We start from the raw sequence: 22,528 nt of genomic DNA, 5'->3' as shown, positions 1-22,528 counted from the left end.
CGTAAAGATGAAGACCAAGCGGTGAGCGCATCGTAGCATGATTGCCTCAAACAACCGCCACCACCCAAGTCGCAGGTCCGCACAAATCAGGTAGAATGACTGATTGTCCATTTCTGCCCGAGTCTTGCGATGATTCAAGTTGGCATCGTGATGGGGAGCAATAGCGACTGGGAAGTCATGCAGAACGCCGCGCGCGTGCTGAAAGACTTCGGCGTTGCTTTTGAAACCCGCGTTGTTTCTGCCCACCGTACCCCGGATTTGCTGTTCGAATACGCTGAAACCGCCGAAGCGCGCGGGCTGCAGGCGATTATCGCCGGCGCTGGCGGTGCGGCGCACCTGCCGGGCATGCTGGCCGCCAAAACGCACATTCCGGTGCTGGGCGTGCCGGTGCCGTCCAAATACCTGCGTGGCGAAGACTCGCTGCTGTCCATCGTGCAAATGCCCAAAGGCATTCCGGTGGCCACCTTTGCCATTGGCGAAGCCGGGGCGGCCAACGCCGCGCTGTTTGCCGTGGCCATGCTGGCCAACCAGCAGCCCGCGCTGGTTGCTGCGCTGAAGGCTTTCCGCCAGAAACAAGCCGATACCGTCCTGGCAATGACCTTGCCGGAGGTGGAATGATGAAGGCGATTCTGCCGCCAGCCATGCTCGGCATTCTCGGCGGCGGCCAGCTGGGCCGCATGTTCGTCACCGCCGCCAAGCGCATGGGCTACCGGGTGACCGTGCTCGACCCCGACGCGCAGGCACCGGCGGCAGAATTTGCCGACGTGCATCTGTGCGCCGCCTACAACGACGCCGACGCGCTGCACACCCTGGCAGCCAGTTGCGCCGCCATCACCACCGAATTCGAGAACGTCAACGCTGACGCCATGCGCAGCCTGGCTAAAACCACCCGCGTGTCGCCATCCGGCGATTGCGTGGCGATTGCCCAAGACCGCATTGCCGAAAAAGCCTGGGTGAACAAGGCCGGCCTGCCTACGGCACCGTATCTGGTGATCGAAAGCGTGGAAGACATTCAGGTTGAACTGGCAGCCTACCTGCCCGGCATCCTGAAAACCGCCCGGCTGGGCTACGATGGCAAGGGCCAGGTGCGGGTGAACAGCGCCGACGAAGCCCGCGCCGCCTACGCCAATCTGGGTGGCCAGGCCTGCGTGCTGGAAAAGCTGCTCGACCTGAAACTGGAAGTCTCGGCCATTGTCACCCGGGTATCGCCCGAGCAGATCAGCGTGTTCCCGGTAGCGGAAAACATCCACAAAAACGGCATTCTCGACGAATCCATCGTGCCGGCGCGCATCGCACCGGCGCTGGCCGCGCAAGCGCAGCAGATGGCCTGCCAGCTGGCCGAGGCGTTGAACTATGTGGGCGTGCTGGCGGTGGAATTCTTTGTGCTGGGCGACGACAGCCTGGTGATCAACGAAATCGCCCCGCGTCCGCACAACTCCGGCCACTACACCCTCGACGCCTGCGTGACCGACCAGTACCAGCAGCAAGTGCGCGCCATGTGCGGCCTGCTGCCGGGGCGCACCGAGCTGCTGTCGCCGGTGGTGATGGTCAACCTGCTGGGCGACGTGTGGCAGCCCAACGGCGGCGAACCCAACTGGGACGTGCTGATGGAAGCCCCCAACGCCCACTTGCACTTGTACGGCAAGAAACAGGCGCGCACCGGGCGCAAAATGGGGCATTACACCGTGCTGGCCAGCGAGGTGGACGCTGCGCTGGAACAGGCGCGGGCGTTGAAGGAAACGTTGTAAACCCGGAGCAGCACTTATACAATTACAGTATCCAGCCCTTGGCAGTACGCCTGCTTAACTTATCCAAGCAGCGCCGACCCCAGGGGCTTTTTGCTCGCGGGGTTGCCATGCCGACAGCCATTCTGATTGATGGATCGTTTTTCTTGAAACGCTATCGCCGGCTGGTGGAGCTTGGTAGCCAGGATGCACCGGCCACCGTGGCAGAGCAACTGATGAGCTGGGCGCTGGCGCATCTGAACTACCACGGCGACAAGCGCAATCTGTATCGCATCTTTTTTTACGATGCGCCTCCCTTGCAAAAACGTGTGCATCGGCCAATTTCACAGAAAAGCCTGGATTTTTCCAAAACGCCAGAAGCGCTGTTCCGGCTTACTCTGTTTGACGAACTGCGCAAACGGCGCAAATTGGCACTCCGCCTGGGTGAACTGGCTGACCATGGCGGCTGGATGCTCAAGCAGGACATCCAAAAACAGCTCTTGCACGGAGAAATTTCCCGCGATCAACTGCTTGATGAACACTTTTCCTATCACGTCACGCAAAAAGGTGTGGATATGAGAATTGGCCTGGATATTGCCGCTTTGGCATACAAGCAGCAGGCGGACCAGATCATCTTGATTGCAGGCGATTCCGACTTCGTTCCCGCCGCCAAACTTGCTCGGCGGGAAGGCATTGATTTTATTCTTGACCCCATGTGGCAACCGATTCCCGCAGCCTTGCACGAACATATAGACGGGCTGCGGAGCACTTGCCCAAAACGTGTACCGAGGCCCTCATGACCGGCATCACCACCACCCAACTGACCAGCCTGAAAAAAATCTATTCGGGCAAAGTGCGCGACCTGTACGAAATTGACGACCAGCGCATGCTGATGATCGCCACCGACCGCCTATCGGCGTTCGACGTGATTCTGGACGAACCCATCCCGGAAAAAGGCAAGATTCTCACCGCCATTTCCAATTTCTGGTTCGACAAGCTCAAGGACGTGGTGCCCAACCACCTGACCGGCGAGCGCGCCGAAGATCTGGTGTCGGCAGCGGATTTGCCGCAAGTGGCAGGCCGTGGTGTGGTGGCCAAGCGGCTGAAACCGGTGGCGGTGGAAGCCATTGTGCGCGGCTACCTGGCCGGTTCGGGCTGGAAGGAATACCAGCAATCCGGCACGGTGTGCGGCATTACCCTGCCCGCCGGGCTGCAAGAAGCCAGCCAGCTGCCCGAGCCGATTTTCACCCCGTCCACCAAGGCGGCGGTGGGCGACCACGATGAAAACATCAGCTTTGCCCAGTGCGAAGCCATTGTCGGCAAGGAATTGGCCGCCCAGGTACGCGATACCGCCATTGCCTTGTACAAGGCCGCTGCGGAATACGCCGCCAGCCGTGGCATTATTATCTGCGATACCAAGTTTGAATTTGGCCTGGACACCGATGGTACGCTGACGCTGATGGACGAAGCGCTGACCCCGGACTCCAGCCGCTTCTGGCCGGCAGACAGCTACGTGGCCGGCAGCAACCCGCCGTCGTTTGACAAGCAGTTTGTGCGCGATTGGCTGGAAGCCTCCGGCTGGAACAAAACTCCGCCGGCCCCCGCCGTGCCGCTGGACGTGCGGGAAAAAACCGCCGCCAAGTACCGCGAAGCGCTGGATCGGCTGACGGCCTGAGCCTGAGACGTCGCCAGAAGAAAAGCCGCCCAGGTGGGTTACCGGGGCGGCTTTTTTGTGGGGCATTTCATCGAGGGGAAACGTTGAAAAAATCGTCATTCCCGCGAAGGCAGGAATACAGTATGTTGATTTGGTTTTTTTGGCAAAAATGATTTTTCTGAGTCAATCAGCGTAGTTCTAGGCAAAGCGAACCTCTGGGAGAGCATCGGTTTTGGCTTCTTCCATCATGCTGATTAACCCATTATATTCTGAGGTGCCATTGTTAATGATTTCTCTTGCCAATTCAATGCATCCCGCTCTTATAAGAGACGCACCAATAGATTCCTGACTAAGATTTGAGTGTTTAGCATAATGTAGGTTGTCAAATAGCATGGGGAGCATATCGGAAAGTGAGTTGATATGACTATCGGATAGGGCTCCATGTTTTTTTAACTGACACATGACCCATAGTAAAGTAACCATGCCATTTGTCTGGCCAGCGGTTACCTGATATACCAGTCGCGAAATTAACTCATTTGTGTTGGCAGATTCTTGCATTATCCGCCACTGTAAAATTGCATGAGCGGCATAAGCAATATCAAGCTCACCTCTTCCTCGCAAAGCTTTCTTGATGGATGTCTCTACATATTGGACAAACTGGTCGGCATTCGCTGCAAAATACGGCAGTGCGATTATAGCTTCGGTAGCGTGTGTTTCTGTATAAAAAGTATAAAGCTTCTGAAAGTTCTCCTCATTTAATGCTGAGGTAGAAAGTGCAGGAACAATCGAGTATGACAGAGCTTTTCCAATAAATTCAGCTATTTCTTGCTCTGTATGCCTGGAATATCCAAATATATCTTGCTCGTCCACGTTAGGCCGCCAGGCTGTCAGCTTATCAAAGTAAACCAATGCCTGCTCGTTGGAAGGAAATTCACTAATATTGTTATCTTTGGCTGCTTTTGTAATTGTTGCATCCCGTGTGATCATATTCCAATTCGTAGCAGGCCACTCTTCTGGGCAAGAGACATGATGCGTGGTCTAATTGAGACCTTGAAAGCAGAGCAATCAACATGAGTGAAGTCCACGCCCAGGCTCGAACCACCCCTCGTACGCGAGCGGAGATCAAGAATTCAGCCGCATCGTTGCTTGAGTTGGCAAAACGCTACAACATCAGCGTGGCAACCGCACGCAAGTGGAAACAGCGCGACAGCCCGGAGGATTTATCCCATCGCCCGCACAAGCTCTGCACCACGCTGACTCCGGCACAAGAGGCGATTGCCGTGGCCTTGCGAAGCCTGACGCTACTGGGATTGGATGACCTGGTCGCTGTGGTGCGCGAATTCATCAATCCAGACGTCTCTCGCTCTGGGCTGGATCGCTGTCTGCGCCGCCATGGCGTGGCCAATTTGCGTCAACTGCAAGCCCAGGCGCTGGCTGATGCCGGCCAGGTTGAGCCACAGGTCAAAACCTTCAAGGATTACGAACCTGGCTTCCTGCACATGGATATCAAGTACTTGCCGCGGATGCCTGACGAGAAAGAGCGACGTTACCTGTTTGTAGCCATCGACCGCGCCACACGCTGGGTGTTCATGCATATCTATGCCGACCAAAGTGAGCAAAGCAGCGTGGACTTTTTAAACCGGCTGGAACGCGCGGCACCGATGAAGATCGTCAAATTGCTCACTGACAACGGCAGTCAGTTCACCGACCGCTTCACCAGCAAAAAGCGTGAGCCAACCGGACGCCACGCCTTTGATGTCCGTTGCATGACGCTGAATATTGAGCACCGCCTGTGCCCGCCGCGCCACCCGCAGACAAACGGGATGGTTGAGCGCTTCAATGGCCGAATCAGTGAGGTGGTGAACCAGACCCGATTTGCTTCAGCGGCTGAGTTGGAGACAACGCTTAAGCGCTATGTGAACACTTACAACCAGCAGATTCCGCAGCGTGCGCTCAACCATCTTTCGCCCATTCAGGCGCTGAAAGAATGGCAGAAGAAAAAACCTGAATTGTTCAAGAAGCGCATTTATAACCAGGCGGGACTTGACAAAGCAGTGTATCCCAATTGGTTGTTAGCACCTCTTTCCATGGCAGATTCAACAAAGATACATGCAGTTTTCCTGGTACCCATGCCAAATCGTTGATAGCATTTTTTACCAAGTCATGTAGCGCTGGCTTGCCAAAATAAGCAGAGTATTCTTCTGCCAGACGCAAAGGGTCACTACTGGTCGTGCTTAGCTTTGCTGCAAGCATGGCAGACAGATCATTCCAAAGGGGTAATTGACGGCTAACATCCCCAGTTGAGGCGGCGCTGCGGCTAAAACCTGCGCCGACCATAATTGCTGCGCCATGATAATTGTTTTCCTGTTGCCACAATGCCGAGGCAAGCTTTTCGAGCGCAGGATAATCAGGCAACTTGACTATCTCTTTGCATGTGAGATCTTTCTGGCACATAGTCATATCATGCTCTCAATCTTGTTCCACCATTGGCCAAAAGGCAGAGCGCTTTATCCAGACTGCCTTGCGAAAATTGGCCTATGCGCACAGTTATGATTCATCGGATCACCGTGGCCAATATTTACTGCTTTGGCTGGATGAGTACAACTATCGCCATCCCCATGCCAGCCTGGGCTATCAGCCCAGGGCCTCCGCACTCGGACATCATATTGGTTCGAGCCCAAGTACCCGGACGCGTTCTTCGTCCGACCATGCGGTGGCCTTGCGCTTCATGCGCAAGCTCATCTTGCCGTTTTTTCCCATCGGGACCGGTCGCACCAAATTCAGCACCATCTTTTTCAATAACGACAGGTTCTGCGGCGCGTAATCCTTGCGCACCGTACTGGCATCCTCGCCAAATCCCACATCCAGCACCCAGTGCAGCCGGTTTTCGATGCCCCAGTGTGCGCGTACCGCACGCCCCAGCGCTTCACCATCCAGATCGCGCGAACTGATGTAATAACGCCGCTCCCATTGTGCTGGCTTGTCGCCCTCCTTCCGCCACGAATCGATCACGCCAATACTTTTGCAAGCTGGCCAGGCCGTCGTGTCGATATGCCCTGCAGCCGGAATCACCCGCGCCGTCTGTACCACTTTCCGGCCATGGCGGTCCTCGACCATCGGCCACGGCACGGCGGCTTCACCCAGTTCGATCACCGCCGCCTCAACCGCCTTTTGCAGCGAGGGTTGGTTACCTTTGACCGCCAGCAGGTAATCACCTTCCTGTCGGTGAATTTGTGCCGCAATGTCGCGCTGGCAACCCATGGCATCGATGCTGACCAGCAAGCCCTTGAGGTATAGGCTTTCCAGCAGGATGGGGATCGCCGTGATCTCATTGCTTTTGTCGTGTACTTTCTCCTGCCCGAGCACCAGTCCGGCCTGGGTGGCAAAGGCACTCACCATATGGATGGCGCGTTCGCCACCGCTGCCAGAGCCGCGTAAGGTTTTGCCATCAATGGCCAGCGTTTCGTGACTCAGTGCCGGCAGAATGTCGCCGGCCCAGTCACGGAATGCCTGCTCGAACTGCCTGGGGTCGAGCATGCGGAATACGCGGATGAAGGTGTCTTCTGAGGGGATGCCATTCGCCAGTTTGAGGAAACCTCGCAGCCAGTCCTGCTTGTAACGTGCCCACGCCACCATTTCTTCGAAGGTGTCGTTGTCCGACAGCATCGCGCAGATGGCCACCACCAGGAGTTCACGGAAGTCATGACGCGTTCCGTTACTGGGGCTGCGTGGATCGTCAATATGTTCAAGGGCTTGCATCAGGCTGACTCCGGCAGTGCTCATGTTGGGATTGGGCAAAGCCTGATAGTGGACAACAAGTTCGCAGCCGGTGCAAACCTCAGCTCATGGCGCTTGTTAGCTATGCATTCCGAGTGCGGAGGCCCTGGCTATCAGCCTCCTATGTCTCATATTCCTGCTCTGAATAACGCATAGAGTTTACACAACTAGGCGCACTGAGCAGGGGGTATGCATGTTTACCTGGATACCCCCGCGCTTTACGCCGGCTTGCGCCGCAATGCCTGCCAATCCAGCGTGCCCGCCAGCGCGCCGCCAACAATCAGCGCAATGGCGGCACCCGTGGCTGGGCCAAGCTGGCCGCGTCCGCTGGCCACCAGCAGCAAGGTGGACAAAAGCGGCGTGAGGTAGCTTAGCGCGCCAATCTGGCGGGGGTCGCCCAGTTTCAGCGCCTTGTCCCACAAAAAGAACGCCAGCCCCATCGGCCCGGCACCGAGCAGCAGCAGGGTGAGCCACTGGCTGGCGCTGGGGCTGACAGGTGCTTCCATCAGGGTGTGACACAGCAACGACAGCACACCAGACAGCAGGCAGAAGCCACCGATGGCGGCGGTGGGGAAGGGGCGTACCCGCTTGGTCAGCAGGGAATAGCTGGCCCACAGCAGCGCAGCCAGCACGGCGCTGCCGTAGCCGGGCAGGGCGGTCAGGTTAATGCTGAGCTGGCCGCCAGTGACCACCAGTGCCGCGCCGACAAAGCCCGCCAGTGCGCCCAGAATATGCCGGGCGCTGAGGTGATAGCCGGACAACAGCACGGGCGAGAGCAGCACAATCAGCAGTGGCCACAGGTAGTTGAGCAGATTGGCTTCCACGGCGGGGGCCAGGCGAAAGGCCAGAAACAGAAAGAAATGGTAGCCAAACAGGCCCGTCACCCCCAGCAGCAGGGTGGCCGGTGGCACCCGCCATTCGCGCCAGTGTTTCAGCGCGCACAGGCTGCCAATCATCAGGCTGACGCCCACGGTAAAAAAGGGCGGCAGGCTGGCAACGGCTGCGCCCAGCGTGGCCAGCGAGGCCCACAGCACAATGGCGGCCAGGGCGTACAGCAGGGGGTGTCGGGTCATGGGTGTCCATCCGGAAACAAATCGCGCAGACAAGACAACGCGCCCGGTCTGGTCGGGCGCGCTGCCAAAGGTCATGACCGTACCATACTCGGCGAGGGTTTCAAGTCTGGACAAAATGGCGTGGCGCAGGCATGTCCGGCAATGTCGCTTCGCCCAGCATTTCGCGCAGGGTGCGCTCGATCATCCGTGACATGGCATCCAGCGGCAGGTCGTTGGCGGCGTGGCCAAATGGGTCTTCGATGTCGCTGAGCAGCGCTTCCTGGGCAAAAAAGGTATACGACAAGAACGCGGTGACCAGCGGGGTCATCCAGCCCAGGCTATCCACCAGGCCAAAGGGCAGCAGCAGGCAGTACAGTGCCACGGTGCGATACAGAATCACCGAATAGGCAAACGGAATCGGCGTGCTGGCAATTCGCTCGCAGCCGCCCAGCACCTGAGTCAGCCCGGACAGCGCGTCTTCCATTTTGGCGGCCAGAATGGGCTGCAGATGGCCGTGCTGGCGCTGCTGCTGCAGCCATTGCCCCAGCCAGAGCAGAATCAGCGCGGGTGGATAGTGTGCCTGCTGCAGCCGCGCCAGCAGGTCAGCCGGCAGCAAGGCGCGTAGCGGGTCGTCCACCGACTGCTGGCGCAACTGGCCGCGCAGGGCGTGGATAAAGCCTATCAGACCATAGACAAATGGCTGCGGATTGGCGGGCGCGTCCAGCAGGGTCAGCGCCTGGCGCGCCAGCGTGCGGCAATCGTTCAGCCCCTGCCCCCACAGCTTGCGCGCTTCCCAGTAGCGGTCGTAACTGGCGGTATTGCGAAACCCCAGGAAAATCGCCAGGGCAATGCCCACCAGGGTGAACGGCATCGGCGTCAGGGTGACTTTCCAGCCCAGCAGCACGCCATGGCTGAGCGTCACTGCCAGCGCCAGCAGGGTGATCAGCCCCAGCTGCGGCACAATGCGCGGCAACACCGAGCCATGCCAGGCAAACAGAATGCCCAGCCAATGCGGGCGAGGGCGCACAATCATGCCGGATGTCCAGCGGGTGGCCAGCCGAGCAGGGCAAAGTCGGCGGCGGTTAGCGTGCGCCACTGGCCCGGTGGCAGCTCGCCCAGGGTCAGTTCGGCCATGGCTTCACGGTGCAGCGCTTCCACCCGGTTGCCCGCTGCCGCCACCATGCGTTTCACCTGGTGGTATTTGCCTTCGCCAATGGTCAGCAGCAGGGTGTGCTCGTCGCGCCGGGCGCAGGCCAGCGCCGCCAGCGGCGCGGGTTCATCGTGCAATTGCACCCCGTTGCACAAGGCGGTGAGCTGGGCGTCGTCCAGCGGGTGACGCACAGTCACGGCGTAGGTTTTGGCCACATGCCGGCGTGGCGAAGTGAAATGGTGGATAAAGCGGCCATCGTCAGACAATAACAGCAGGCCGGTGGTGTCGGCGTCCAGCCGGCCCACTGGCTGCACACCGCGTTCGCGGTAGGGCGCGGGCAGCAGATTCAGCACCGGCACATGGTGTTGCGGGGCGCGTGAGCATTCGTAGCCGGCGGGTTTGTGCAGCAGCAGATACAGCTGGGCGCACACCGGCCAGGCCTGGCCGTCCACCCAGACCGTCAGCCCTTCAGGCTGGGCAATCGGGGTTTTCGGGTTCAGGCACACCCCATCGGCCAGTGCCACCCGCCCGGCTTCAATCAGCGCCCGGCAGCCCTTGCGGCTGCCAAACCCCTGGCTATGCAGTAGTCGTTCCAGTTCCATGGCCGGGAGGATAGCGCAGATGCGCGCGCGGGTCAGCAGGGCGCGCTGCGCGCGGCCAGTGTGTGACCGGGGGGCCGGGCGGGGAAGTTCAGGCCGGTGTCAGCCAGTGGGCCAGGGCGCTGAGCCCTTCCGGCCATGGGCCAAAGCCGGCGTCGGTGTTGATGTGCCCGGCTTGCGGCAGCACCCGGCAGGCACTGCCCCAGTCTGCCGCCAGCTGTTGCGCCCGCGCTGCGCTGCAGTAGGGGTCGTTGTCGCTGGCGATGATCTGGCTGGCAAACGGCAGCGGCTGGCGTGGCAGTGGCGCAAAGCTGGCCACCGCATCCGGGGCATCGGCCCGTTCGGTATCTGCCGGGGCCACCAGCCAGGCCGCCGCCACCTTGCCGGTGTGGCCGGGCTGCGCTTGTGCCCAGTGCGCCACAGTGGCACAGCCCAGGCTATGCGCTACCAGCAGCACCGGCTGTTTGGCTGCCACAATCGCCGCATCCAGGGTGGCCACCCAGTCGGCCAGTTGCGGTGTCAGCCAGTCGCGCTGCATCACCCGCTGCCAATCCGGCTGCTGCGCCTGCCACTGGCTTTGCCAGTGCTCAGGGCCAGAGTTTTGCCACCCCGGCACCACCAGGACGGTATACGGAGCAAACACAGTGGAGGGCATGAGGGATCTCCCGACAAACAAAGCCGTCAGCATGCCAGAACTGCGCCAGCGCCGGCGGAACTGTTGGCGCTATGCATAGTTGAATGTGTTTGCCGCAGACAGCACAACGGCCAGGCAAGCCTGGCCGGCGCGGGGGAGGGGCAGTACAGTGGCTTATTTCTTGCAGGTATTGATGCCCAGCATCGCATACGGCGGGCACCAGCCAATCACGCCGGTCAGCAGCGGCACCAGGCCGAGGAAAGCCCATGGGCTTTCCGGGCCAACAAACGCCAGGCTGGTGATGATCAGGCCAACGATGATGCGCAGAATACGTTCGGTTTTGCCAATATTGCAGGTCATGGTCAAGCTCCTTGGGCGGGGTTCAGCTAACAATTCATATAAACATATAATAAATCGTGCTAAAAGGGAAGCCCGCTGACCATGCGTGCCCGACGCTTCAGTCGCCCATCGCCGCCAGCAGCTCGGCCTGATGCTCGGCGCTTAGCGCCTCGGTCAGCTCAAACAGGTCGCCGTCCATCACCTGATCCAGCTTGTAGAGCGTCAGGTTGATGCGATGGTCGGTGACCCGGCCTTGCGGAAAGTTATACGTGCGAATGCGCTCGGAGCGGTCGCCCGAGCCCACCAGGCTTTTGCGGGTGGCGGCCTCTTTGGCCTGGCGCTCGCGCAGCTGCACGTCCATGATCCGCGACGCCAGTACCGCCAGCGCGCGCGCCTTGTTCTTGTGCTGGCTGCGGTCATCCTGGCATTCCACCACAATGCCCGATGGCAGGTGGGTGATGCGCACCGCGCTGTCGGTTTTATTGATGTGCTGGCCGCCCGCGCCAGAGGCACGGAAGGTGTCGATGCGCAAGTCTGCCGGATTGATGTTCACCGCTTCCACCTCGTCGGCTTCCGGCATCACCGCCACGGTACACGCTGACGTATGGATGCGGCCCTGGGTTTCGGTGGCTGGCACCCGCTGCACGCGGTGGCCGCCGGACTCAAACTTCAGTTTGGAATAGGCCCCAAACCCCACCAGCCGGGCGATGATTTCCTTATAGCCGCCCAGGTCGGATTCGCTGGCCGAGACAATTTCCACCTGCCAGCGGTTGCGTTCAGCAAAGCGCGAGTACATGCGGAACAAATCGGCGGCAAACAATGCCGATTCGTCGCCGCCCGTACCGGCACGCACTTCCAGAAAGATATTGCGCTCGTCGTTGGGGTCGCGCGGCAGCAAGAGCTTTTGCAGCCCCAGCTCCAGCACAACCAGCCGCTGCTTGCCGTCTTCCAGCTCGGCCTGCGCCAGTTCGCGCATGTCTGGGTCGGCCAGCAGTTCTTCGGCGCTGCGCATGTCGGCCTCGCACTGGCGGAAAGCCTGGTATTCCTCCACCACCGGGGTCAGTTCGGCGTGTTCGCGGGTGAGCTTGCGAAACGACTCCATGTCGCGGGTGGCTTCTTCGGTGGACAGCAGGCGCGTCACTTCGTCGAGCCGGTCAACCAGCTGATCCAGTTTGCTGGCAATCGAGGCTTTCATCGTAGCGGTATTCTTTCACGGTAGCGCAGGCAGCCCGCGCGGGCAAACACAAGGCGGCGGATTCCGCTGGGCGGAAGTCAGCCGGTAATTTTAATACGTTATAAAAGCACCGGGGATGATTTCGTCTGCGTCGGCCAGCGCGCCTCAATCCGGATGCAGGTTGTACAGCCGCGCCAGCGCGTCGGTCAGCTCGGCCTTGGCCTGGCCGTGGTGGCTGTTCAGCGCCTGCAGCGGCGGGTGCAGCAGTTTGTTGGTCAGCTGGCGGGACAAAAATTCCAGCACATCCTGCGGCGATTCACCTTTTTGCAGGCGTTTGGCGGCGGCTTCCAGCGCGTGGCGGCGAATCCGTTCGGCTTCAACTTGCAGCGCGCGGATCACCGGCACGGTGTCGCGGCCAGCCAGCCACTGAACAAATTCGCGGGTTTTTTCCTGAATGATGCCTTCGGCGGTTTCAGCAGCAGCGCGGCGTTCTTCGCGGCCAGCGTCCACAATCGCGGCAATATCGTCCACCGTATACAAGAACACATCGGCCAGTTCGGCCACTTCGGCTTCGATATCGCGCGGCACGGCCAGGTCGAGCATGAAAATCGGCTTGTGGCGGCGGATTTTCAGCGCTTTTTCCACCGTGCCCTTGCCCAGAATCGGCACGGGCGACGCGGTGGAGGTGACCACCACATCGTGCAGCGGCAGCTGGCTGGCCAGGTCCTGCAGCACAATCGCCCGACCGCCAAACTGGCTGGCCAGCCGCTCGCCGCGCTCCAGCGTGCGGTTGGCCACGGTGATGCCGGCGGGTTGATGGGCGGCAAAGTGGGTGGCCACCAGTTCAATCATCTCGCCCGCGCCAATCAGCAGCACATTCAGCTCACGAATGCTGGGAAAAATCTGCTCCGCCAGCTTGACCCCAGCCGCCGCCATCGATACCGAATTGGCCCCGATGGCCGTCTGGCTGCGCACCGCCTTGGCAGTAGAAAACGTTTTCTGGAACAAGGTATTGAGCAAGGTGCCCAGCGTGCCACAGGTTTCCGCCACCCGCACGGCGTCCTTGATCTGGCCGACAATCTGGGTTTCGCCCAGCACCATCGAATCCAGCCCGGACGCCACGCGAAACGCATGGCGGGCGGTGGCTTCGGCATCCAGCGCGTACAGATAAGGGCGCAGCGCCTCGACGTCCAGCCCGCGATTGCGCGCCAGCCAGGCCAGCACGCTGTCGATATCGCGGGCGCTGGCGTAGATTTCGGTGCGATTACAGGTAGACAGAATTGCCGCCTCGTGCGCGGTTTGCGAGCCGGTCAGATCGCGCAGGGCATCGGCCAACTGCTCAGCCGGAAAGGCCAGCTGTTCGCGGATGGCGAGCGGGGCGGTGTGGTGATTGAGACCGAGGGCGACCAGTTGCATGCGGGCGGAGAGACAAAGCAGTCAGGAAGGGGGCCATTTTACCCGAACACGGCGCGCTGACCATGATTGGATTGGCCCCGGCCACGGGGCGTTCACCGGCCTGAAGCCATGCACAGCCAAGACAGGGGGCCTGGCTGTTTGCCTTCTTGCGCGTGCTTCACCGCCAGACGCCCCCGCGATTACCTTGGCAAACCCGTCTGGCATGGGCTATATCAGCCAATGACAAATAACTGATTGATGCTGCCCTGCACGAAAGACTGCCCCAATGAACCTGACTGGACTGGATGCCTGGTTGCACTGCCTGCTCACGCCCGGCCTGGGGGCAGCGCACTGGTTGCGTGTGCTGCAAGGCTGGGGCGAGCCGGAACATGCGCTGGCGGCCTCGCATGCTGCGCTAAGCGACGTGCTGGGTGCCGCGCTGGCGCGGCGCTTGCTGAGTCACGACAGCCAGGCCGGACGGCAGGCGGTGCACGACTGGCTGGCGCTGGGCGATCACCGCCAGCTGTTGCGGCTGGATGACAGGGATTACCCCGTTCCCCTGCTGCATAGCCCTACCCCGCCGCCCTTGCTGTTTTTGCATGGCCGGCGCGAGCTGCTCAACCGGCCCATGATTGCCGTGGTGGGCAGCCGGCATGCCACCGTTCAGGGTGCAGCCACCGCGCAGGCGTGGGCCAAGGGACTGGGGCAGGCCGGGTTTACCGTGGTCAGCGGTATGGCTGCCGGCATTGACGCCGCTGCGCATGCCGGCGCACTGGAAACACCCGCCTCCAGCGTGGCGGTGATTGGCACCGGCATCGACCGGATTTATCCGGCCAGCAATCAGGCGCTGGCGCGCCAGCTGGCCGGGCAGGGCCTGATTGTGTCCGAGTTTCCGCTGGAGGCCAAACCGCTGGCGATGCATTTTCCCCGGCGCAACCGGATCATTGCCGGCCTGAGCCTGGGGTGTCTGGTGGTGGAAGCCAGCCTGAAAAGCGGTTCACTGATTACGGGCCGGCTGGCCGCCGACTATGGTCGCGAAGTATTTGCCGTGCCGGGGTCGATTCATTCCACCCACGCCAAGGGCTGCCACCGGCTGATTCGTGACGGTGCCACGCTGGTGGAATGTCTGGACGACATCCTGCAGCCGTTGGGCGCGCCTGCCGGCCTGCCACCCGTCAGCACGCCGATTGCGCCTTCTGCGCCGCCAGCGCCGGCGCAGGGCGAAGACGCCGCGCTGCTGGCGGCCATGGGTTTTGATCCGGTGGACAGCGACACCCTGTGTGGCCGGCTGGGCTTGACGGCGGATGCACTCTCCGCCATGCTTTTGCGCCTTGAAATGGCTGGCCGGCTGGAGACTTTGCCCGGTGGCCGCTACCAGCGCATGGCGTAGGGCCGCTGGCCTGCCCGCCACCACTGTGCGCGTGCCGCCAAGCCAGTGTGAACACCACACCCCGCCCTGGCTGCGCGCTGCCCAACGCCCGTCCACACGATTGTGCATATACCCGTCTTGACAGCCGTGGTAACGTGTTGATGATGTATTACCTGTTATTCTGCCCGCTGCGTGACCCTGCGCCAGGGCGGCCCGCCCATTGTTTAAGGTCTTTCATGTTCGACGTTTTCGCCTATCTTGTTCAGGAGTACCCGGACTTCAGCGCCTGTCCGGACGTCGAGCAACTGGCCCGCCGCCTGTTTGCCGCCGGCTTTGAAGATGAAGACATCGAAGACGCGCTAAGCTGGCTGGACTCGCTGGACAGCGCTGCCGCGCCAGAAGTGCTGGCCTTGCCGGTGGATGGCATGCGTTGCTTCAATGATGAAGAAATCGAGCAGCTCTCCACCGAAACCCGAGGGTTCTTGCAGTTTCTGGAAACCCATCAGGTGCTGGACATGACCCAGCGCGAGCTGGTGATTGAACGCCTGCTGGAGCTGCCCGATGGCGAAGCCGACCCGGACACCGCCCGTCTGGTGGTGCTGATGGTGCTGTGGCGGCAGTGCATTACCCCGGATGCCTTGATGGCCGACGAATTATTAAGTGCAATCGGCTGGTCCTCTACCTTGCAATAGCAAGCCGGACCGCCGTCGTGGGCCGCGCCAGTAGCGCGGCCTTATCATGTTTAGGAATGGCCGCCGGCCTTGCCGTTGCGCGGCCTGGGATTGCCCACGGATCTGCCATGCCTGCCAATCTGCTGATTGTCGAATCGCCCTCGAAGGCGAAGACCCTGAAAAAATATCTGGGCAGCGATTTTGAAATTCTCGCTTCCTATGGCCACATCCGCGACCTGGTGCCGAAAAACGGCGCGGTGGACCCGGACAAAAACTTTGCGATGAAATACCAGATCATCGCCAAAAACAGCAAGCACGTTGACGCGATTGCCGCCGCCGTGCGCGAAGCCCAGCACATCTACCTGGCCACTGACCCGGACCGCGAAGGTGAGGCGATTTCCTGGCATTTGCTGGAAATCCTGAAAAGCAAGAAGCTGCTGAAAGACAAAACCGCCCAGCGCGTGGTGTTTCATGAAATCACCCGCCAGGCGGTGCTGGATGCCGTGGCCAACCCGCGCGACATCGCCCAGGACCTGGTCAACGCCCAGCAGGCGCGCCGCGCGCTGGATTATCTGGTGGGCTTCAATCTGTCGCCGCTGCTGTGGAAAAAAATCCGCCGTGGCCTGTCCGCTGGCCGGGTACAAAGCCCGGCGCTGCGGCTGATTTGCGAACGCGAGGCCGAAATTCGGGCTTTTGTGTCGCAGGAATACTGGTCGATTCACCTGGACAGCCACAAGGGCCGCACCAAGTTTGCCGCCCGGCTGACCCACTACCAGGGCAACAAGCTCGAACAGTTCGACATCCCCAACGAAGCCACCCAGGCCACCATCCTGGCTGCGCTGGCTGGCCAGCCAGCGGCTGTCAGCGCGGTGGAAAAGAAAAAGAAATCGCGCAGCCCGGCCGCGCCGTTCACCACCTCCACCCTGCAGCAGGAAGCCGTGCGCAAGCTGGGCATGACCACCGACCGCACCATGCGCACCGCCCAGCAGCTGTACGAAGGCGTGGACGTGGGCAGCGGCACGGTGGGTCTGATCACCTATATGCGTACCGACTCGGTGGCACTGGCCAACGAAGCACTGACCGAAATCCGTCATTACATCGACAAGAATTTTGACCCGGATTACCTGCCCAAAGCGCCGGTGGTGTTCAAGAACAAGGCCAAAAACGCCCAGGAAGCGCACGAAGCGGTGCGCCCAACCTCGATCTACCGCACCCCGGAAGCCGTCAAGCCCTTCCTGACCGCCGAGCAGTTCAAGCTGTACGACATGATCTGGAAGCGCACGCTGGCCTGTCAGATGACGCCGGCCAAGTTCGACACCACCAGCGTGGACATCACCGTGGGCGGCGAACTCAGCACCTTCCGCGCCAGCGGCCAGATTCTGGTGTTTCCTGGCTTTATCGCCGTGTATCAGGAAGGCGAAGACGACGTGGCCGACGAAGGCGAGGCCAAGCTGCCGGCGCTGGAAGTGGGCGATGTGCTGCCGGTGGACAAACTCTCCGGCGAACAGCACTTCACCCAGGCCCCGCCGCGTTTTTCTGAAGCCAGCCTGGTAAAGGCGCTGGAAGAATTCGGCATTGGCCGGCCTTCCACCTACGCCTCGATCATCAAGACGCTGAAAGACCGCGAATACGTCACCCTGGATAAAAAGCGCTTTATCCCCACCGACACCGGCGACATCGTCAATAAATTCCTCACCGAGCATTTCCAGCAGTACGTGGATTACAACTTCACCGCCAAGCTGGAAGACCAGTTGGACGACATTTCCACCGGCAAGCGCGAATGGGTGCCGGTGCTGGATGGCTTCTGGAAGGGCTTTCACAAGCAGCTGGTGGAAAAAGAAGGCATCAGCCGTGCCGAAGTCACCACCGAAGCGCTGGACGAAGCCTGCCCCAAGTGCAGCAAGCCGCTGAACATCCGCTTTGGCAAGCGTGGCCGCTTCATCGGCTGCACCGGCTACCCGGAATGTGACTACACCCGTAACCTGAACGACGACCCCAACGCCCCGCCGGAAGTCCCGGTGGTGATCGAAGACCGCGTCTGCCCCGAGGACGGCGGTCAGCTGGTGGTGAAAAACGGCCCGTATGGCAAGTTCATCGGCTGCGCCAACTACCCGAAGTGCAAGCATATCGAGCCGCTGGAAAAGCCCAAGGACACCGGCGTGGCCTGCCCGGAATGCAAAACCGGCCATCTGATCGAGCGCAAGAGCCGCTACGGCAAGCTGTTTTACAGCTGCAACACCTACCCCAAGTGCAAGTACGCCACCTGGAACCCGCCGGTGGCCGAGTCCTGCCCGAAATGCGGCTGGCCGATCCTGACGCTGAAAGTGACCAAACGACGCGGTACCGAGAAAGTTTGCCCGCAAAAAGAATGCGGCTACAGCGAAGTGGTGATTCCGCCGGAACCGAAACCGGGCAAGGAAGACGCGTAAGCGCCCGAGCCGACCCCGGCTGGCCGGTACGGCCAGCACAACCCATCGCCCCTGGCGTCGAGTCCTGACGCCAGGGGCGATGTGCATTGTAAGGGCGATGGTGTGCCTTGCTGCCCAACGCCAGCGCGCCGACCCACAGCCCCCGCATCCCGGACTGCTATAATGTCCGGCTAACCACTCTCCCGCACGGGAACCCTCACATGAACGTGTTTTACGAAGAAGACGGCGCTTTCAAGGTTGGCGCGGTAATGTCCACCACCGATGCCAGCCTGCAGGTGGAAGCCCCGCACGGCAAGCGCAGCAAAATCAAGGCGGCGGCCGTGCTGCTGAAATTTACCTCGCCGCTGGCGGATTTTTTGCCTGCGGCAGAAACCGCTGCCAACGACATCGACGTGGATTTCCTGTGGGAATGCTGCGGCAGTGATGAATTTGGCTTTGAAGCGCTGGCTGCTGACTACTGGGGCCATGCACCGTCGGCAGTGGAAGCCGCCGCGATTGCCCTGCGCCTGCATGGCGCGCCGATGTACTTCTATCGCAAAGGCCGTGGCCACTACAAGGCCGCGCCGGAAGACACCCTCAAGGCCGCGCTGGCCGGTCAGGAAAAGCGTCGCCAGCAGCAGCTGCAAATCGACGAATGGGCCGCCACCCTGTGCGCCGGTACCATCCCCGACGTGCTGCGCAGCCAGCTGATGACCCTGCTGCACCGCCCGGACAAGAACACCCTGGAATGGAAAGCCCTGGACGCCGCCAGCCGCGACGCCAACCAGCCGCCGCTGCGCCTGATTGCTGCCGCTGGCGGCATTCCGTCGGTGCCAGACTATCTGCTGGCCGGCTTCCTGATGGAACATTTTCCCAAGGGACGCGGCTTCCCGGCCTGCGCCCCGGCCACCCCGGCCCCCGACGCGCTGGAAGACGCTGGCGTTCAGGCGTTTTCAATTGACGACGCCGCCACCACCGAAATCGACGACGCCTTCTCGCTGTCCCGGCTGGATAACGGCAACTGGCGCGTGGGCGTGCATATTGCCGCGCCAACGCTGGGCATTGACGTGGACAGCGACCTGGAAAAACTGGTGTACAACCGCCTGTCCACCGTGTACTTCCCCGGCGACAAGATCACCATGCTGCCCGACGACGTGGTCAGCCAGTTCACCCTGAAAGAAGGCGAAACCTGCCCGGCGGTGAGCATGTACCTTGAAGTGAGCCCCGACTTTACCGTGCTGAGTCACCACAGCCGGGTAGACCGGGTGTTTGTCGCCGCCAACCTGCGCCACGACACACTGGAGCCGCTGTTCAACGAAGACACCCTGGCCAACGACCCCGGCGTGGACTACCCGTACAAGGCCGAGCTGCGCTGGCTGTGGGAGTTTGCCAATGCACTGGAAGTGCGGCGCGGCAAGGCCGACCCCACCCGCCCGCCGCAGCTGGACTACAACTTTGCCATTGAAGACGGCAAGGTGATCATCACCCGGCGCAAACGCGGTTCGCCAATGGACAAGCTGGTGTCCGAGCTGATGATTCTGGTCAACTGCGAATGGGGCGGCGCGCTCGACCGCGCCGGCTTCCCGGCCATTTACCGTGCGCAGACCCAGGGCAAGGTGAAGATGGTCACCACCGCCCAGCCGCATGTGGGTCTGGGCGTGGCGCAATACGCCTGGTCCAGCTCGCCGCTGCGCCGCGCGGTGGACTTTGTCAATCAGCGCCAGATTGTGGCGATGATCCGTGAACAGCCGCCGGTGTTTGCACCGGGCGACGCCAAGCTGTTTGGCATCCTGCGCGACTTCGACGCCGCTTACAGTGCCTACAACCAGTTCCAGGACCAGATGGAGCGCTTCTGGTGCCTGCGCTGGTTTACCCAGGAAGGCATCGACACCCTGCAGGCCAGCTGGATCAAGGAAGATCTGATCCGCATTGACGGCCTGCCGATGGTCACCCGCCTGGCTGGCCTGCCCGACGGCCTGCAAGCTGGCGACAAGGTGCGCCTGGCGATTGTGCGCATCGACGAACTGACCCTGGATGTGGAATTCCGCGTGCTGGGACGGGTGGGCGATGTGCCGGCTGCGCAGGAGGCTGACGCGCCGGCAACCGCCGATGGCGGCCAGGCCGACGCCACGCCAGCAGGCTGAGGCCACGCAGTACCAAGGCGTCTGCCCAGTTAGCCAGGTTACGCGGCCAGCGGCAAATCTGGCTGGGGTGCCGCGCCGGCCAGCAGACCGGCCATCAGCGCAAATACCGCATCAATTGCCTCGGTGGCCACGGCAAAGCAGTCGCTGCCATTGGCTGACGGGTTGCCGCTCATCTGGCAGCGCAGGCAGGTGAGCATATGCTGGGTAGCGGCGTCGATGCGGCTCAGGCCCTCGCGCATGGCTGGGTGATGACCGTGGCGGTCGGCGCTCAGCGCCTGGCGGCAGGTGTGCGCCAGCCCCTCTATCCGGCTGATCAGATACGCCAGCCGCACCCGTGCCACTGCCGAACACTGGCCGCGCACGGCAATGCCGGCGCTGATGGCGCGTGCCTGGCCCAGCGCTTCGGACAAGGCGGGCAGTTGGTCCACCAGCACGCCTACCCAAGCATGGTCGGCGCTGGAGCGGCTCAGGCTGGCTTCGCCAATGGCACGCAGCCAGTTCAGCACCAGGGTAATCAGCTCGGTGTGCTGGTGAATGCTGTCGGCGGCGTCCAGGCCCTCCAGCGTGCTGCACAGCTGCTGCCAGTCGTGGCAAAACTGCTGCCATTGCGCCTTGGGCAGCACGTCGGCTGCGCTCAGATGGCTATCGGGCAGCTGGGCCAGGGTGTGAATCAGCCGGTTGGCGTCTTCACGTTCGCGCGCCAGCCGGGTGGCGGCGCGTGTATCACCGTTCAGGCACATGCTGGACAAGCCGCGATGGCGTTGCAGGTGCATCACCAGCTGCTGCAGCGACTGGCACCATTGCACGCCTTCATGGCGGCGCTGACGCTGCCAGCGCTGGCCGTGCCAACGGCTGCGCAATGCGGTGACGGCACCCAGCAGGGTCATGCTGGCAATCGGTAACAATTCCAGGGCTTCCATGGTCTTTCCTCCGGGGGCGGGTGGCAGGCCGCAGCCAGCGCAGACAGCGGGTTACAGGGTGTGGGTGCTGACCAGTTTTTCCAGCTTGATGGCCAGTTGTTCCAGATAGCGCGACACATCAGCGGTTTCGTGGACATGGCGGGCATTGTCCTGGGCCAGCACATCGCGCGCGGCCACATTGCAGGTCAGCGCGTGGCTGGCGTCACGCTGTTCGCTGACCGCGCTGGCCATCTGTTCGCTGAGCTGGCGGGTGTCGGCGGTGGCCAGACAGATCTGCTCCAGCCGGGTGGCGGCGTTGCTGGCCTGGTGCTGGCTGTGCTCGGCCTTGCTTTCGCACACGCCGATGCGGGTGACCGCATGGCTGACATCATGCTGGATGGCGCTGACCACCTGGGTGATGTCTTCGGTGGCAAGCTGGGTGCGCTGGGCCAGATTGCGCACTTCATCGGCCACCACGGCAAAACCGCGCCCCTGCTCGCCGGCGCGGGCGGCTTCAATCGAGGCGTTCAGCGCCAGCAAATTGGTTTGCGTTGCCACCTCACGAATCAGTGCCACCACCTGGGTGATTTCGCCTGACCGTTGGCTCAGCCCGTCCAGGGTGTGGCGCAGCGCGCGGGTTTCGGCAGCCAGATCGGCCATGGCGCTGGCCACCTGCTGGGCTTCTGTCGCGCCCACGGTGGCGGCCTGATGGCCGGCATCGGCACTGCGGGCGGTGTCGCGCATGGTGTCGGTCATCGCATCCAGGCTGGCGCTGAGCTGCTCCAGGGTGGCGGTGGAGGCCAGGGTCAGGTCGCGTTGCTGGTCCATGCTGTGACTGAGCGTATCGGCAGCGTGGCTGACTTCGCTGGCGGCATGGCGCAGCTCGGTGCCGGTGCGGTGCAGGTCAACAAAAATATCCGCCAGCCGACGCGTGCCCAGATTCAGCCAGTCGGCCACCGCACCCACAGCGTCGGTGCGGTACAGGTGGACCCGCTGGGTGAGGTTGCGTTCGGCCAGTGCGGCCAGCGCATCGCGCAGCGAGCGCCAGTCCTGATGGGCGATGCGCACGGTAAACAAGCCGGCCAGCAAGGCCACCAGCCAGCCCACGCCAGCCAGTGTCCACGCTGACCATTGCCTGTCCTGCTCAACCGCCAGCACCAGCGGCAGGGTGGCCAGCATCAGCAGGGCAAAGGTCAGGCGGGCACGGCCAGCCAGCGACAACGGTAGCCAGCCCTTGACCGGCAAAGGGGGAGAACGATGGATGGTCATGGTGATTCCCTCGGTTTTTTATCCGGCATGGGGCCGGTTGCGCCATCTGAACGGGCGTTCTGTTCTGGACGTTTACGCAAATTTCGTGCCGATGAAAACCAGGGGAAAATCCTTGTCATTCAGCCACTTTATGCTGCATTGCAGCGAGCGTCTGGCTCAGCATGCACCATGGCGATGCCCACTGGCACGGGACACATGCACCAGCATGGCGCTGCCCGCGCGCAGTGCTGGCCTGGGCAAGCCAATAGCTTCGTCGCCAGTCACCCTGAT

At 61.6% G+C, this 22,528-nt stretch carries 19 protein-coding genes and 2 pseudogenes; 10 read left to right on the top strand and 11 right to left on the bottom strand.

From position 1 onward, the window contains the following. The first annotated feature begins 129 nt into the window (after positions 1 to 129). The 4 genes from purE (at position 130) to BXU06_RS16420 (ending at position 3,399) form a co-directional block, all read left to right on the top strand. A complete protein-coding gene (purE, locus tag BXU06_RS16435; RefSeq protein WP_077302130.1) occupies positions 130 to 618 on the top strand; it encodes a 5-(carboxyamino)imidazole ribonucleotide mutase in 489 nt (162 codons plus the stop codon). Next, entirely contained in the window at positions 618 to 1,748 is a 1,131-nt protein-coding gene (locus BXU06_RS16430) for a 5-(carboxyamino)imidazole ribonucleotide synthase (protein WP_077302127.1), read from the top strand. The genes purE and BXU06_RS16430 overlap by 1 nt, the downstream gene beginning before the upstream one ends. A gap of 107 nt (positions 1,749 to 1,855) precedes the next feature. Beyond that, positions 1,856 to 2,524, top strand: coding sequence for an NYN domain-containing protein (locus BXU06_RS16425; protein WP_077302124.1), 669 nt, complete (start codon positions 1,856 to 1,858; stop codon positions 2,522 to 2,524). Next, a complete protein-coding gene (locus BXU06_RS16420; protein WP_077302121.1) occupies positions 2,521 to 3,399 on the top strand; it encodes a phosphoribosylaminoimidazolesuccinocarboxamide synthase in 879 nt (292 codons plus the stop codon). Before BXU06_RS16425 ends, BXU06_RS16420 begins: the two co-directional genes overlap by 4 nt. Before the next feature lie 177 nt (positions 3,400 to 3,576). Here the strand turns inward: BXU06_RS16420 and BXU06_RS17600 are convergent, their stop codons facing one another. Further along, positions 3,577 to 4,365, bottom strand: coding sequence for a hypothetical protein (locus tag BXU06_RS17600; RefSeq protein ID WP_150125249.1), 789 nt, complete (start codon positions 4,363 to 4,365; stop codon positions 3,577 to 3,579). Positions 4,366 to 4,448: 83 nt separating this feature from the next. Between BXU06_RS17600 and BXU06_RS16415 the strand changes: the two are divergent. Both BXU06_RS16415 and BXU06_RS17590 read left to right on the top strand, forming a co-directional pair. After that, positions 4,449 to 5,426: pseudogene (locus BXU06_RS16415) on the top strand (IS481 family transposase); the annotation flags it as partial. 446 nt (positions 5,427 to 5,872) lie between these two features. Then, positions 5,873 to 6,034 (top strand): annotated as a pseudogene (locus BXU06_RS17590) (integrase core domain-containing protein); the annotation flags it as partial. A gap of 5 nt (positions 6,035 to 6,039) precedes the next feature. On the opposite strand, the gene BXU06_RS16405 reads toward BXU06_RS17590, so the two are convergent. From BXU06_RS16405 to hemA, 8 genes are all read right to left on the bottom strand, one after another. Continuing rightward, positions 6,040 to 7,137: an ISAs1 family transposase gene (locus BXU06_RS16405; RefSeq protein WP_077297751.1), complete on the bottom strand. Its 1,098-nt coding sequence runs from the start codon at positions 7,135 to 7,137 to the stop codon at positions 6,040 to 6,042. Positions 7,138 to 7,373: 236 nt separating this feature from the next. After that, a complete protein-coding gene (locus BXU06_RS16400; protein ID WP_077302115.1) occupies positions 7,374 to 8,228 on the bottom strand; it encodes a DMT family transporter in 855 nt (284 codons plus the stop codon). Positions 8,229 to 8,328: 100 nt separating this feature from the next. After that, the gene (locus BXU06_RS16395) at positions 8,329 to 9,240 is read right to left on the bottom strand and encodes a bestrophin family protein (protein ID WP_077302112.1); all 912 of its coding nucleotides are present in this window, start codon (positions 9,238 to 9,240) and stop codon (positions 8,329 to 8,331) included. Beyond that, positions 9,237 to 9,959 carry a pseudouridine synthase gene (locus tag BXU06_RS16390; RefSeq protein WP_077302109.1) on the bottom strand — a complete coding sequence of 241 codons (723 nt, stop codon included), beginning with the start codon at positions 9,957 to 9,959 and terminating at the stop codon, positions 9,237 to 9,239. Before BXU06_RS16390 ends, BXU06_RS16395 begins: the two co-directional genes overlap by 4 nt. Positions 9,960 to 10,047: 88 nt before the next feature. Then, complete coding sequence (locus BXU06_RS16385) at positions 10,048 to 10,611, bottom strand: alpha/beta hydrolase (protein ID WP_077302106.1); 564 nt, start codon at positions 10,609 to 10,611, stop codon at positions 10,048 to 10,050. A gap of 153 nt (positions 10,612 to 10,764) precedes the next feature. Further along, positions 10,765 to 10,950 (bottom strand): DUF2892 domain-containing protein, encoded by a 186-nt coding sequence (locus BXU06_RS16380; RefSeq protein WP_077302103.1) that lies wholly within the window; start codon positions 10,948 to 10,950, stop codon positions 10,765 to 10,767. A gap of 97 nt (positions 10,951 to 11,047) precedes the next feature. Next, on the bottom strand, positions 11,048 to 12,124 hold the full coding sequence (prfA, locus tag BXU06_RS16375) for a peptide chain release factor 1 (protein WP_077302100.1): 1,077 nt from the start codon (positions 12,122 to 12,124) through the stop codon (positions 11,048 to 11,050). 144 nt (positions 12,125 to 12,268) lie between these two features. Beyond that, complete coding sequence (gene hemA / locus BXU06_RS16370) at positions 12,269 to 13,519, bottom strand: glutamyl-tRNA reductase (RefSeq protein WP_077302098.1); 1,251 nt, start codon at positions 13,517 to 13,519, stop codon at positions 12,269 to 12,271. A gap of 265 nt (positions 13,520 to 13,784) precedes the next feature. Between hemA and dprA the strand changes: the two genes are divergently transcribed. The 4 genes from dprA to BXU06_RS16350 all read left to right on the top strand — a co-directional run bounded on the left by dprA (position 13,785) and on the right by BXU06_RS16350 (position 20,090). Continuing rightward, positions 13,785 to 14,888: a DNA-processing protein DprA gene (gene dprA / locus BXU06_RS16365; RefSeq protein WP_077302095.1), complete on the top strand. Its 1,104-nt coding sequence runs from the start codon at positions 13,785 to 13,787 to the stop codon at positions 14,886 to 14,888. A gap of 215 nt (positions 14,889 to 15,103) precedes the next feature. After that, positions 15,104 to 15,559, top strand: coding sequence for a DUF494 family protein (locus BXU06_RS16360; protein WP_171982254.1), 456 nt, complete (start codon positions 15,104 to 15,106; stop codon positions 15,557 to 15,559). 107 nt (positions 15,560 to 15,666) lie between these two features. Next, complete coding sequence (gene topA, locus BXU06_RS16355) at positions 15,667 to 17,967, top strand: type I DNA topoisomerase (RefSeq protein WP_077302090.1); 2,301 nt, start codon at positions 15,667 to 15,669, stop codon at positions 17,965 to 17,967. A gap of 200 nt (positions 17,968 to 18,167) precedes the next feature. Continuing rightward, a complete protein-coding gene (locus BXU06_RS16350) occupies positions 18,168 to 20,090 on the top strand; it encodes a ribonuclease catalytic domain-containing protein (RefSeq protein ID WP_077302087.1) in 1,923 nt (640 codons plus the stop codon). Between the two features lie 38 nt (positions 20,091 to 20,128). Here BXU06_RS16350 and BXU06_RS16345 read toward each other — a convergent pair whose 3' ends face one another. Together BXU06_RS16345 and BXU06_RS16340 are read right to left on the bottom strand one after the other, a co-directional pair. Further along, on the bottom strand, positions 20,129 to 21,010 hold the full coding sequence (locus BXU06_RS16345; protein WP_077302084.1) for a nitrate- and nitrite sensing domain-containing protein: 882 nt from the start codon (positions 21,008 to 21,010) through the stop codon (positions 20,129 to 20,131). Positions 21,011 to 21,061: 51 nt separating this feature from the next. Further along, a complete protein-coding gene (locus BXU06_RS16340) occupies positions 21,062 to 22,258 on the bottom strand; it encodes a methyl-accepting chemotaxis protein (RefSeq protein WP_077302081.1) in 1,197 nt (398 codons plus the stop codon). Positions 22,259 to 22,528: the final 270 nt, after the last annotated feature.

The organism is Aquaspirillum sp. LM1, assembly GCF_002002905.1.
Taxonomy (GTDB): Bacteria; Pseudomonadota; Gammaproteobacteria; order Burkholderiales; family Aquaspirillaceae; genus Rivihabitans.
This window is presented reverse-complemented; position numbering and strand designations above follow the sequence as displayed.

Excerpts from the sequence above, each read along its gene's own strand:
- purE (WP_077302130.1), top strand. The coding sequence starts at position 130 with ATGATTCAAGTTGGCATCGTGATGGGGAGCAATAGCGACTGGGAAGTC.
- BXU06_RS16430 (WP_077302127.1), top strand. The coding sequence starts at position 618 with ATGAAGGCGATTCTGCCGCCAGCCATGCTCGGCATTCTCGGCGGCGGC.
- BXU06_RS16425 (WP_077302124.1), top strand. The coding sequence starts at position 1,856 with ATGCCGACAGCCATTCTGATTGATGGATCGTTTTTCTTGAAACGCTAT.
- BXU06_RS16420 (WP_077302121.1), top strand. The coding sequence starts at position 2,521 with ATGACCGGCATCACCACCACCCAACTGACCAGCCTGAAAAAAATCTAT.
- BXU06_RS17600 (WP_150125249.1), bottom strand. The coding sequence starts at position 4,365 with ATGATCACACGGGATGCAACAATTACAAAAGCAGCCAAAGATAACAAT.
- BXU06_RS16405 (WP_077297751.1), bottom strand. The coding sequence starts at position 7,137 with ATGCAAGCCCTTGAACATATTGACGATCCACGCAGCCCCAGTAACGGA.
- BXU06_RS16400 (WP_077302115.1), bottom strand. The coding sequence starts at position 8,228 with ATGACCCGACACCCCCTGCTGTACGCCCTGGCCGCCATTGTGCTGTGG.
- BXU06_RS16395 (WP_077302112.1), bottom strand. The coding sequence starts at position 9,240 with ATGATTGTGCGCCCTCGCCCGCATTGGCTGGGCATTCTGTTTGCCTGG.
- BXU06_RS16390 (WP_077302109.1), bottom strand. The coding sequence starts at position 9,959 with ATGGAACTGGAACGACTACTGCATAGCCAGGGGTTTGGCAGCCGCAAG.
- BXU06_RS16385 (WP_077302106.1), bottom strand. The coding sequence starts at position 10,611 with ATGCCCTCCACTGTGTTTGCTCCGTATACCGTCCTGGTGGTGCCGGGG.
- BXU06_RS16380 (WP_077302103.1), bottom strand. The coding sequence starts at position 10,950 with ATGACCTGCAATATTGGCAAAACCGAACGTATTCTGCGCATCATCGTT.
- prfA (WP_077302100.1), bottom strand. The coding sequence starts at position 12,124 with ATGAAAGCCTCGATTGCCAGCAAACTGGATCAGCTGGTTGACCGGCTC.
- hemA (WP_077302098.1), bottom strand. The coding sequence starts at position 13,519 with ATGCAACTGGTCGCCCTCGGTCTCAATCACCACACCGCCCCGCTCGCC.
- dprA (WP_077302095.1), top strand. The coding sequence starts at position 13,785 with ATGAACCTGACTGGACTGGATGCCTGGTTGCACTGCCTGCTCACGCCC.
- BXU06_RS16360 (WP_171982254.1), top strand. The coding sequence starts at position 15,104 with ATGTTCGACGTTTTCGCCTATCTTGTTCAGGAGTACCCGGACTTCAGC.
- topA (WP_077302090.1), top strand. The coding sequence starts at position 15,667 with ATGCCTGCCAATCTGCTGATTGTCGAATCGCCCTCGAAGGCGAAGACC.
- BXU06_RS16350 (WP_077302087.1), top strand. The coding sequence starts at position 18,168 with ATGAACGTGTTTTACGAAGAAGACGGCGCTTTCAAGGTTGGCGCGGTA.
- BXU06_RS16345 (WP_077302084.1), bottom strand. The coding sequence starts at position 21,010 with ATGGAAGCCCTGGAATTGTTACCGATTGCCAGCATGACCCTGCTGGGT.
- BXU06_RS16340 (WP_077302081.1), bottom strand. The coding sequence starts at position 22,258 with ATGACCATCCATCGTTCTCCCCCTTTGCCGGTCAAGGGCTGGCTACCG.